At 70.4% G+C, this 10805-nt stretch carries 6 protein-coding genes, 4 tRNA genes and 1 pseudogene; 5 read left to right on the top strand and 6 right to left on the bottom strand.

What is annotated here, in order from left to right; genetic code table 11:
- Nucleotides 1–17 precede the first annotated feature (17 nt).
- The 3 genes from NBX02_RS12820 to NBX02_RS12810 form a co-directional block, all read right to left on the bottom strand.
- A tRNA-Val gene (locus tag NBX02_RS12820) sits at nucleotides 18–89 on the bottom strand.
- Between the two features lie 31 nt (nucleotides 90–120).
- Nucleotides 121–192 (bottom strand) — tRNA-Cys (locus tag NBX02_RS12815).
- 44 nt (nucleotides 193–236) lie between these two features.
- Nucleotides 237–309: transfer RNA gene (locus NBX02_RS12810), tRNA-Gly, on the bottom strand.
- A gap of 306 nt (nucleotides 310–615) precedes the next feature.
- On the opposite strand from NBX02_RS12810, the gene NBX02_RS12805 reads away from it, so the two are divergent.
- A complete protein-coding gene (locus NBX02_RS12805; protein ID WP_250283916.1) occupies nucleotides 616–1662 on the top strand; it encodes a chorismate-binding protein in 1047 nt (348 codons plus the stop codon).
- A 382-nt stretch (nucleotides 1663–2044) separates the two neighbouring features.
- On the opposite strand, the gene NBX02_RS12800 is transcribed toward NBX02_RS12805, so the two are convergent.
- On the bottom strand, nucleotides 2045–2476 hold the full coding sequence (locus NBX02_RS12800; RefSeq protein ID WP_013873844.1) for an SsgA family sporulation/cell division regulator: 432 nt from the start codon (nucleotides 2474–2476) through the stop codon (nucleotides 2045–2047).
- Between the two features lie 524 nt (nucleotides 2477–3000).
- Here NBX02_RS12800 and NBX02_RS12795 point away from each other — a divergent pair.
- Nucleotides 3001–3072 (top strand) — tRNA-Val (locus NBX02_RS12795).
- A 1137-nt stretch (nucleotides 3073–4209) separates the two neighbouring features.
- Here NBX02_RS12795 and NBX02_RS12790 read toward each other — a convergent pair.
- Nucleotides 4210–5790 carry a cytochrome P450 gene (locus NBX02_RS12790; protein ID WP_250291497.1) on the bottom strand — a complete coding sequence of 527 codons (1581 nt, stop codon included), beginning with the start codon at nucleotides 5788–5790 and terminating at the stop codon, nucleotides 4210–4212.
- A 791-nt stretch (nucleotides 5791–6581) separates the two neighbouring features.
- On the opposite strand from NBX02_RS12790, the gene NBX02_RS12785 reads away from it, so the two are divergent.
- Nucleotides 6582–7142 carry an HIT family protein gene (locus NBX02_RS12785; RefSeq protein ID WP_250283912.1) on the top strand — a complete coding sequence of 187 codons (561 nt, stop codon included), beginning with the start codon at nucleotides 6582–6584 and terminating at the stop codon, nucleotides 7140–7142.
- A gap of 283 nt (nucleotides 7143–7425) precedes the next feature.
- Here NBX02_RS12785 and NBX02_RS12780 read toward each other — a convergent pair whose 3' ends face one another.
- Nucleotides 7426–9642: an elongation factor G-like protein EF-G2 gene (locus NBX02_RS12780; RefSeq protein ID WP_250283907.1), complete on the bottom strand. Its 2217-nt coding sequence runs from the start codon at nucleotides 9640–9642 to the stop codon at nucleotides 7426–7428.
- A 300-nt stretch (nucleotides 9643–9942) separates the two neighbouring features.
- Here NBX02_RS12780 and NBX02_RS23150 point away from each other — a divergent pair.
- A pseudogene (locus NBX02_RS23150) lies at nucleotides 9943–10053 on the top strand (Cys-every-fifth RiPP peptide CefA); the annotation flags it as partial.
- A gap of 140 nt (nucleotides 10054–10193) precedes the next feature.
- Nucleotides 10194–10805 (top strand): phosphatidylinositol phosphate synthase (gene pgsA, locus NBX02_RS12775; RefSeq protein ID WP_250291495.1); only part of this gene is annotated, 612 nt, incomplete at its 3' end.

Here is a 10805-nt window from a genome sequence, read left to right as displayed (position 1 = left end):
CAGGGAAGGCCAGCGCGTGGGCGATACTGGGATTGAACCAGTGGCCTCTACCGTGTCAAGGTAGCGCTCTCCCACTGAGCTAATCGCCCGAGTTTGTTCCGGTTTGGTGCCTTGTTGCTGAGGCGGAGGCGGGAATCGAACCCGCGTACAGGGCTTTGCAGGCCCTTGCCTAAACCACTCGGCCACTCCGCCAGGGAGGCCGGGACGGGCTTGACCTCTGACCTCACACACGCTCGAGCGGACGACGGGATTCGAACCCGCGACCCTCACCTTGGCAAGGTGATGCTCTACCAGCTGAGCCACGTCCGCGCGCCCCCGCCTCTCAGCGGGTGCAGGTAGCACTCTAGCGGACGATGCGGGGGATCGTCGAATGACCCGCCGTCTGCTGTGTCTGCGATGTGAAGTCTCTGTGTCGTTGCCTGTCCGCTGGCACCGGTTGCGCTTGCCGGTTGTCAAAACGTGCTGGTCGGGCCGCGTGCCGCGGGCCCGGGCGCCGGTAGCGTGATTCGGATGGACGGCGCGACTCGGGACAGCCCGGACCGTGGCCGGCAGGCCAGGCCGGGGGGTGTCTTCATCGGTGCTGGCAGGCCGGGGACGCAGGCCGTGGGCGGGCGGATGGAGGCGCGGCGCCGCCCGCGGTGGCGGCCGGGGTCCTTCATGGTCGCCGGTGGCCAGCTCGCGACCGGTGTGATCGACGTCACCGATGATCTGGCCGCGCTCGACCGTGCTGGCTTCTGGGGGGTTGTGGCCGACTTCGAGGGCGCGGCGCGGTGCGTGCGTTTCGCGGATGTCCGGCCCGCGCCCGCGCTGACGGCGATCGCGGGACGGCCGTGGCACGGCCCGCCCCGCGACGCGTGGACGAGCAGCCTGGACCGGGACGGCTATGTCGCCGGGGTGCGGCGTATCCGTGCCGAGATCGCCGCCGGTGAGGTCTATCAGGTCAACCTGTGCCGGGTGCTGTCCGTGCCGGTGGCCGTGGTGGGCGGTGAGGCGGTCGCGGCTCTCGGGGCGGCGCTGGCGCGCGGCAACCCGGCGCCGTACGCGGCCGTGATGTACGTCCCGGAGGCGGACATCCGAGTGCTCAGCGCGTCCCCGGAGCTGTTCCTGTCACGACGAGGTGACGTAGTGCGTTCGGGGCCCATCAAGGGGACGGGCCGGGTCGCGGCGGACCTGCTGGAGAAGGACATCGCCGAGAACATCATGATCGTCGATCTGGTGCGTAACGATCTGGGCCGGGTCGCCCGTCCGGGTGGGGTGAGCGTCCCGACGTTGTGCGCGCTTGAGAGCCATCCGGGGCTGGTGCATCTGGTGTCCACTGTCGAGGCGCGGCTGCGGCCGGGTGTCGGCTGGCCCGGGCTGTTCGCCGCGAGTTTCCCGCCCGGGTCGGTGTCGGGTGCTCCGAAACTGAGCGCCCTGCGGGTTATCCGGGAGCTGGAGCCGGCGGCGCGCGGGCCCTACTGCGGCGCGATCGGATGGGTCGACGCCGACCAGGGGCTGGGTGAGCTCGCGGTCGGCATCCGGACGTTCTGGTTCGCGGCCGGCCGGCTGTGTTTCGGTTCCGGCGCCGGAATCACCTGGGGGAGTGACCCGGAAGGAGAATGGCGTGAAACGGAGCTCAAGGCCGAACGGCTACTGAGGATCTGTTCGTCCGTCCCGACCTGACCGGGCCATTGGGTTCCTGACATGTTAAGCTCTGACCGGGCCATTGGGTTACAGCGTCGTTGGTTGCCGCACGGAATTACCCGTGGCATTCCCTGAGACGATCCGCGGCCTGATGTGACCTGCGGCTGGGATGAGCTGCCCATGACTGACGGCGTCCACTGGAGACGCCGTCCGGTCTGGTCCCGATTCGTGTGCCGGACGGTTTTCCGTGCGATGGTCGGGCTACGGGCAGCCGACCGCCGGGCGGTCCTGCCCGGCTGACAGGGCACGTCGGCCACCTGGAGGATCTGCGGAGATCCGCGGGATCCGCGTTGCCGGGCGTCCTGGGGTGGTCAGGCGCGGTCAGGCCGGGACGACACCGGGTGCCCCGGCCTGGGCGATGTCACGTCTGCGGGCCGCCCCAGATGAGCAGCGCGAGCTCCGCGTCCAGATCGACGACTTCGCTTTCCCCACCGAGAGGCACCACCGAGTAGGTGCGGCGCAGGAACGACAGCACCTCGGACCGAGGCATCTCGAACAACGCGTGGCCGGAAGGACTGGACAGCGACAGGCAGACAATCCGCCCGCCGGACTGGGCCGCCGGCCACACCTGCACATCGCCGTCGCCGGCCGGTCGCCGGACGCCGTCGCTGAGCAGCTGGCGGGCGAACGTCCACTCGACAACCTCGTCCGCGCCGGTACGGAACCCGATGCTGACCGCGTAGGGATCCGCCGGTTCGTAGCGCATCGTCGCCGCCACCGGGACGGGCGCTCCACCAGGAACGACAAGCCGAAGTGCGAGTTCTGCTGTGATGGAATCATGACGAATTGTCATCGGGCGGCCTCTCAGTGCTGCGGTGGTTCGGGCGAGCACCCGTGTAACGAGATGGTTCCCTCTTTGAGGCTCGTTGGAAACAAGGTTATGCGACTTGAACATCCGTTACGCCGGTTCGGGAGAGTTGCCCGGCATGGCGCAGGTACGCGGACCGCGACCGCCCGTCGGAGACGGCCGCGCAGCCCATCCGTGGCCGCCTGGGTCGGTGAGCGTCATGTGGCAGAACCCCCGTAGGTTGATTACCCTTCGTATTCGTATTGCAGGTGCTGTCGTGCCTGATGAGATGGGGTCTACCCCTCTCATGGCCGTCCCAATCGGGGCGAGTTGTGTTCGGATCGTGACCGACGAAACCTCGCTCCGCGAGCCCTGATGTGACCGACATCATGGGCCACACCGGACAGGCCGCACAGGGCCACGTGGCCCCGTCACCGCCTCCCCGCCAGCTCTCCCCGTCCTGTTGGGACGGCGTTGACAGCCGTCCCGTCCGACCTGCCCCAGCGGCGTAGTAAGCTTCATCCGTCTCCGGGCGTATAGCTCAGTGGTAGAGCGCTGCCTTCACACGGCAGAGGTCCGTGGTTCGAAACCACGTACGCCCACGCGTTGGCCTTCCTTGCTCGCCGATCTTTGATCGGCTTCGCCGGGGGCGCGATGTCTGCCCGGGGGCCGAGCCCCCGGAGCCCCCACGGTCCTGGGGTGGGGTGGTCGCGGGACCCGCGATTGGTGGGGCGGGTCGGTCGGGTTTTCTTGGGGCTCGCCGCCCTCTGGGCGGCATCGGCGGGGTCGGACAGTCTTGACTGCTTGCCGCCCTCTGGGTGGCTTCGGTGGGGGCGTGATGTCTGCCCGGGGGCCGGGCCCTCGGAACCCCAGGGGCCTGGGGTGGGGTGGTCGCGGGACCCGCGATTGGTGGGGCGGGTCGGTCGGGTTTTCTTGGGGCTCGCCGCCCTTCGGGCGGCATCGGTGGGGTCGGTTGTGGCTGCTCGCCGCCCTTGGGCGGCTTCGCGGGGATGCGGTGTCTGTTCGGAGGCCGGGCCCTGGCCTCGCCGGCTTCGGCTGTTCGCCGATCTTTGATCGGCTTCGCTGAAGACTGTGGTGTCCGCCCGGGGTCGGCGCGTCTCTCTCAAAATCTGTCCAAAAGGTATAAAAGCGCCAGTCGTCTCTCAAGAATTCACCCTCGAGCGTCGGTCAAGTGGTGCGAATCCTGTTCGTAGTCACCCGTACGGGCCATGACTATCGCGAGTTTGTTGGGTACGCTTTTTGGTCGCGTCGGCGTACACAGTGACAAACTTGTGGCGATCTTCTTCGGTGGCCGGTGGCCGGTGGCCGGTGGCCGGTGGCCGGTGGCCGGTGGCCGGTGGCCGTCGAGGTGTGCTGCCGTTCGCGGGGATACGCATGGTTACATGACCGGCGCTCTCGCGGCATCCTGCCTCTGGCAAAACCGCCCGAAGAGCGACAGACGGCCACAGCCAATCCCACCAGAGCCGCCCCAGCGGAACCCGACCGGCCAGACCCGCCAACCGCGGGTCCCGCGACCACCCCCACCACAGGCCCCTGGGGGTTCCGGGGAGTGGGGGAGGGCGGCACGCGGGAGTGCCCGCGCAACGGTGTAATACCCAGCGCCAGCGAGTCATTTCCGCAGGTGGAGGCCCCGCCCCGTCGGCAGCTGCCGGAAGATCCTCTGACAGTCCCTGGCACGCGTCATGTTTTGTGGGGGTGGCTCAGTTTGTGGAGGGGCCTCAGGGAGCGCGGCGGTGGGCTGTCACGGGGACGCCGGAGCGGGGGCGTAAGGTGACGCGGGGGAGGGGGGTCACGGGGCGTCCGGGGGCCGGCTCCAGGTGCCAACGGCGGCAGATGGTGGCCAGGACGATCGCGGCCTCGAGTTCGGCGAACGTGTTGCCGATGCACTGACGGTTACCGCCGCCGAACGGGAAGAACGCGTACTTCGGACGGGTGGCTGTCGAGCGTGGCCCGTCGACCGGCCCTGTCGCGCAGGAGGCTGTCGCGGACGGTTCCGGGGACGGTTCCAGCCAGCGCTGGGGCACGAAACCGTCGGGGTCGGGCCAGTACTCGGGGTCACGGTGCATGACCCACTGGCTGACCAGCACCGTCGAGCCCGCGGGGATGTCGTAGCCGCCGAGGGAGTGGTCCGCCAGCGTCCGGCGGAACATGATCCAGACCGGTGGGTACAGCCGGATCGACTCGGTGAACACCGCCCGCGTGTAGGGGAGGCGGGGCAGGTCGTCCAGGGTGGGCAGCCGGTCACCGAGAACCTCGTCGAGTTCGGCGTGCAACGCCTCGCGTACCCGCGGGGCGTTGCCGAGCAGATGGAAGGCCCAACTGAGCGCGTTCGCGGTGGTCTCGTGGCCGGCGAGCAGGATCGTCAGGACTTCGTCGCGCACGGCGTCGTCATCCAGGGGCGCGCCGGTTTCGGCGTCGCGGGCCGTCAGCAGCAGGGACAGCAGGTCGTTGCCGTCGGCCCCCGCACGTCGACGGTCGGCGATCATCTCCCGGATCAGCCGGTCGAGGTCGGCCCGGGAGCTACGGGCCCGCAGCGTCGTGGGCAGCGGTACTTTCTCCAGATACCGGCTACCGGGGATGGCCGCTCGACGTGACACGCCCATGTTCGCCGCGATCGCCCGCCGCACCGTCAGCACGAGGTCGCTGTCCAGGGGCAGGTCGAAAACGGTTCTGGTGACGATTCCGAGGGTCAGCTCGGTCATCTCCTCATGGAGGTCCAGCTGTTGCCCGTCGGACCATCCGGAAGCGGTCTCCTCGGCCAGCCTGGCGAACGTCTCGCCGTACGTGGCGATCCGCTGGCGGTGGAACAGCGGCTGGATGAGCCGTCGGCGGGCCCGGTGCAGCTCGCCGCTGCTGGTGAGCAGGCCGGAACCCAGCAGCAGCGCCAGCGGCTGGACTCCCTCGTCGATCGGCATTCGTTTTCTGCGGAAGCCCTTGGCGAAGACCCGCTGGGAGTTCACCAGGATCTCCTGCACCGCGGCCGGGTCGTTGACCAGGTAGACGGTGCCGCGGCCCAGGGGCCCGCGCACGATCGGGCCGTACTCGTGGCGCAGCCTGGTGAGCAGGTCGAGCGGGTTGGTCAGGAACGCGTACGCGGTGCGCAGCGACTGCCCGCTCGGGCCCGGTGGAGGCGGGCCGGGCCTGCCGGCCGGGCCGCCCACCGGGCCGCCGGGCGGGTCAGCGGCCTGCGCCGCGGGGGCGTTCCCGACTTCGCTCGAGCTCCCGACGTCGCCCGCGTCCCCGGCCGGGCCGTCGGCGGCTCTGGCCTGGGATACGGCTCTGGCCTGGGATGATGTCATCGTCTACTCCCGGTTCGGCGGGTCGGGGCACGGCGTCCGTCAGGCCCAGGCCGCGGTACGCATCCGGCGCCGGGACGCGGGGCGGCGCGTGCCCGGCGGGCCGAAGGTGACGCGATCATGTGCCTTTCGTGGCCGGGGCTCCTCCGGCAGCCGGTCCGGTCGGCTTACCGGGACCGGGCCCGGGGCCCCCGGTCACTGTGGGGACAACTCCTATCCACCCTGCTGTGGTTCCAGGGCCGGCAACGGGTACGTTGCGCGAGCAGAAGTGACGGTGCGTCCTGGTGGCGACACGCTGAATGATTCTGGTCATAGTGCGGGCGCCATGGTTTGAAACGGCTTACGCTACCGGAGAGAGGTTGACGGCGACCCCCCCACGTCGTCAACCTCTCCTGTGGTTGACAAGAAGTTCATCGATCGCGGCGTGGGGTCGCGGGCGGCCGGCCGAGGCGTGGTGACCTGTGGTCGGCTTCTGTGCGCATCTCGTGGCTGGTGGCGCGGCGCCCAACCGGGCATCCTGGGGCGTAGCGGTGTTTTGACGCGGCGCCCGGGGCGGAGTAGGTAGATGTGTACATCAATGCGCGGGCCGTGGCGCGGCTGGCGGAAGCGCCGTCTCCAGCCCCGTCCAGCCGGCGCGCGTGCCCAGCCAGCTTCCGGACACATCGGGAGGCCCCGCCAGTGACACACCACCAGGGTGGTCCCAGGTCCGTGACCGCGCCGTCTGCGAGGCCACCCGTGAGCATGCCGCCCGCGAGCATCGCGCTGCCCGTGGGCGGCGCGGGAACGGGCAGTTCGTGGACGTGACCCCGAGCGCACCGGAGGGTGTCTCGCTGGAGGCGCAGGACGGCGTCGGCAGCCCGGACGCGTTCCGCCGCCTCTACACACCGCACCGGATGGCGTATGTCAAGGGGGAGCGGCCCGCCGGCCAGCAGTGCCCGTTCTGTGAGATCCCGTCCCTGTCGGACGAGGACGGGCTGGTCGTCGCCCGAGGCGAGACCGTGTACGCCGTTCTCAACCTTTACCCGTACAATTCCGGGCATCTCATGATCGTGCCGTACCGGCATATTCCGGACTATGCCGCCCTGATGGACGCCGAAACCACCGAAATGGCCCTGTTCACCCAGCACGCGCTGCGGGCGCTGCGACGGGCGAGTGGCGCGCACGGCTTCAACATCGGGATGAATCTCGGCGTTGTCGCGGGCGCCGGTATCGCCGAGCACGTCCACCAGCACGTCGTGCCGCGCTGGGGCGGTGACACCAACTTCATGCCGGTCGTGGGCGGCACGAAAGTCCTGCCCGCGCTGCTGGGCCAGACCCGCGAGATCACCGCCGCCGCGTGGAAGGAAACCGAATAGGCGCCGGTCCCCGCCGGCAGGCCGGCACGGTTCCCCCGTGCGCCGCGCACGGCTGTCTCCGGTGATGTTTTTCGGCGCTGTTTTCCTCGCGTTCCCCCGTGTTTCTCAGGGCCGCGTTCACTGATGCCGCGTCCCGGCGGCTGTCGGGGCCGGGACCGGTTCCCGTACCCGCCAACGGGTTTCCCGTGCCCGCCAGGAGGCGGTCGGGGGACGGCACGGCGGGGTGGGCCCGGACCGGTACTGATCCGGGCCCACCGCGGGCTCGGGCCCGGCGAAACCGGTGCTATCCGGTTTCGCCGGGCCTGTCGCCGAGATGTTCGGCGGCGATGTGCTCGGGGACCGCTTCGTAACGCAGATGGTCACGGGTGAACGTGCCGGTGCCCTGGGTCAGCGAACGGATGTCCACCGCGTACCGCAGCATCTCCTTCTCGGGCACCTCGGCCCGCACCAGGGTCCGGCCCGCACCACTCCCGTGCGCTGCCTGCCCGCCGGCCTGCCCGCCGGCCTGCCCGGCGCCGACCGGCTCGATGCCGACGACCCGGCCGCGCCGTGCCGCGAGGTCGCTGGTCACCGGGCCGATGTGCTCGTCGGGGGCGAGCACGCAGACAGCGAGCACTGGCTCGAGCAGGACGATCCCGGCGGCCCGGGCGGCGTTCTTCACCGCCAGCGCCCCGGCGGCCTGGAAGGCGATGTCGGAGGAGTCCACCGAATGGGCCTTGCCGTCGACCAGCCGTACCCGGATGTCGACGAGCGGATATCCGGCCGCCACCCCGAGGTCGAGCTGGCGCAGCACGCCCTTCTCCACCGAGGGGATGAACTGCCGGGGGACCGCGCCGCCGACCACCTCGTCGACGAACTCCCGGCCGCTGCCGGCCGGCAGCGGCTCCACCGCGACGTGGCAGATCGCGTACTGGCCGTGGCCGCCGGACTGTTTGACGTGCCGGCCGGTGCCCCGCGCCGGCCCGCGCAGCGTCTCCCGCAGCGGGACCCGCGGCGGCACCCGGTCGACGTCCACGCCGTAGCGGGCCCGCAGCCGCTCGACGACGACGTCGCTGTGCGCCTCGCCCATGCACCACAGCACGAGCTGGCCGGTCTCGGTGCCGTACTCCACCGTCAGGCTCGGGTCCTCCGCGGCGAGGCGGGCCAGCGCGGTCGACAGCTTGTCCTCCGCGCTCTTCGTCCGCGAGCGGATCGCCACGGGCAGCTGCGGCCGCGGCATCGACCACGTCTGCAGCAGGATGGGGTCGTCCGGGCTGGACAGGGTGTCGCCGGTCTCCGCGGTGGCCAGTTTCGCCACGACACACAGACCGCCGGCCCGGACGGCCCGCGCCGGCTGCTGTCCGGATCTCCCGGCCGGCCGGGAGATCCCCACGATCCGCCCGTCGTCGTCATGGTCGGGATGGCCGCGTTCGGCCCGGCCGTGCCCGCAGACGTGCACGGCCATGTCCGCGCGCAGCGTCCCGGAGAACACCCTGACCAGCGAGATGCGCCCGACATAGGGGTCGGTCGTGGTCCTGATGACCTCGGCGGCCAGCGGGCCGTCGGGGTCGGCCGACAGCGGTGGGCCCGACGACCCGTCGAGCCGGGTGCTCACCGGCAGGCGGTGCTCGGCGGGGGAGGGGAACGCCCGGGTGAACAGGTCCAGCAGCTCGGTGGCGCCCAGCATGTCACCGCTCCCGCCGCCGGCGGCACCGGCCGGGCCGGCCACGGGCAGGACGGGGTGGAAGCGGCCGCGGGCGACCGCGGTCTCCAGGTCGCCGAGCAGCAGGCCCGGTGCCAGCCGCTCCCCGGCGAGGTACTGCTCGAGCAGGGACTCGTCCTCGCTCTCGGCGATGATCCCCTCGATCAGGGCGCCACGGGCGGCGGCCACCGCTGCCTGGGCGGCGCTGTTCCCGGTGCCGTCCGCGGAGAGCAGGTCGACCAGCCGGTAGCCGCCGTAGCCGCCGTGTCCCGGCGCGGCCCCGTTCGCCGCCGGCAGGCGCACCGGCAGGTGCAGCGGCAGCACGCCCGGGCCGAACAGCTTCTGGCAGGTGGCGACGGTCCTGGCGAAGTCGGCCCGGGGGTGCTCCAGCTTTGTGATCACAATGGCCCGGGGTGTGCCGGCGGCGGCGCACTCGTCCCACAGCAGCTGGGTGAAGCCGTCGACGCCGTCGAGTGCGCTGACCACGAACAGGGCCGCGTCCCCGCCGCGCAGCCCGGCGCGCAGGTCGCCGATGAAGTCGGCGAGCCCGGGGGTGTCGAGCAGGTTGATCCGCATGCCCCGGTGGGTGGTGGACAGGACGGCCAGGCTGATCGTGCGCTGGCGGTGCTCGGCATCGTCGTGATCGGTATGCCGCGGCGGGACGGGACGGCTCTGCGCCGCCTCGCCCTCGTCGGCCGCGGCCAGCAGGCTCTCGGCAAGAGTCGTCTTACCCGCGCCGGTGTGGCCGACAAGAATGACGTTGCGTACGTCAGCCAGCTGCTCGAGGTCGGGACGATCATTGCATACGGTTGTTTTCACCTGCGCCTCCCCGGTGTGACACGGCCACCCGGTGGCCCTGGTGACGGCCACTGGGCGGCTGGGAGGGCTGGACCAGTGGACCCCGCCTGGGTGACTGGACGAGCGCGACGGGCCGACCCGCTCCGGGCGGCCGGCGGCGGGTCGCGTGATCGTGTCGTCATGAGTGGTTGTGTCAGTGGTGATGGTTGTGTTGGTGAAGAGTTGTATGGGTGGTTGGTTGTGTGGGTGGAGGGTTGGTTGCGTGGGTGAAGGAATGTGGAGGTGTAAGGAAACGGTCCGGCTGTTGTCGGGTCGACGTGTGGTGCCGACGGTTGTCGTGTCGACACCTGCCCCGTCACTGGTTGTGGTGTCGACGGTTGTCACGTTGACGGTTGTCACGTTGACGGTTGTTGTGCCGACGGTCAGCGGTGAGCGGCTGTGAAAAACTCGTGAGAACAGGTTCCCCCTCCGCCGGCATGTGAACAACCCATGTCGGTCCGGCAAGGAACTGGTTGCCGATGGTCACAGCGGTACTGTGAGGGACAGCACCGGACGTACACGACGGGACGTACATGCTCGCTAGCAAGGCGCGGCCGCAGATTCAACGGGTGCTCGATCCCCTGGGTGAGCGGCTGGCCCGGTCGTCGGTGTCGCCGGACGCGGTGACGATCGTCGGCACCATCGGTGTCAGTGGTGCCGCTCTGGGCTTCTTCACCCGCGGGGTCTTCTTCGTCGGCACCCTCGTGATCACACTGTTCGTCTTCTCCGACCTGCTCGACGGCCTGATCGCCCGGGCCCGTGGGATCTCCTCGCCGTGGGGCGCGTTCCTGGACTCGGCCTCCGACCGGGTCGGGGACGGCGCGATCTTCGGCTCGCTGATCCTGTGGTACGCCGGTGACGGCGACTCGTTGCCACTGTGCGTGGCCGCCCTGATCAGCCTGGTGGCCGGCTCGATCACCTCCTACGTCAAGGCGCGGGCCGAGGGCCTCGGGCTGCGGTGTGACGTAGGGTTCGCCGAACGCGGCGAGCGCCTGCTGATCGTCCTGGTCGCGGCCGGTCTCTACGGCCTGGGCGTGCCGTACCTGCTGCCGGCCGCGCTGTGGTTCCTTGCCGGCGCCACCGTCCTGACGGTGACGCAACGTGTTGTTCATGTGCGTCGGCAGTATCTGCGGGGGGCCGGGGCG

This window comes from Protofrankia sp. CiP1_Cm_nod1 (assembly GCF_920888515.1).
GTDB lineage: Bacteria > Actinomycetota > Actinomycetes > Frankiales > Frankiaceae > Protofrankia.
This window is presented reverse-complemented; position numbering and strand designations above follow the sequence as displayed.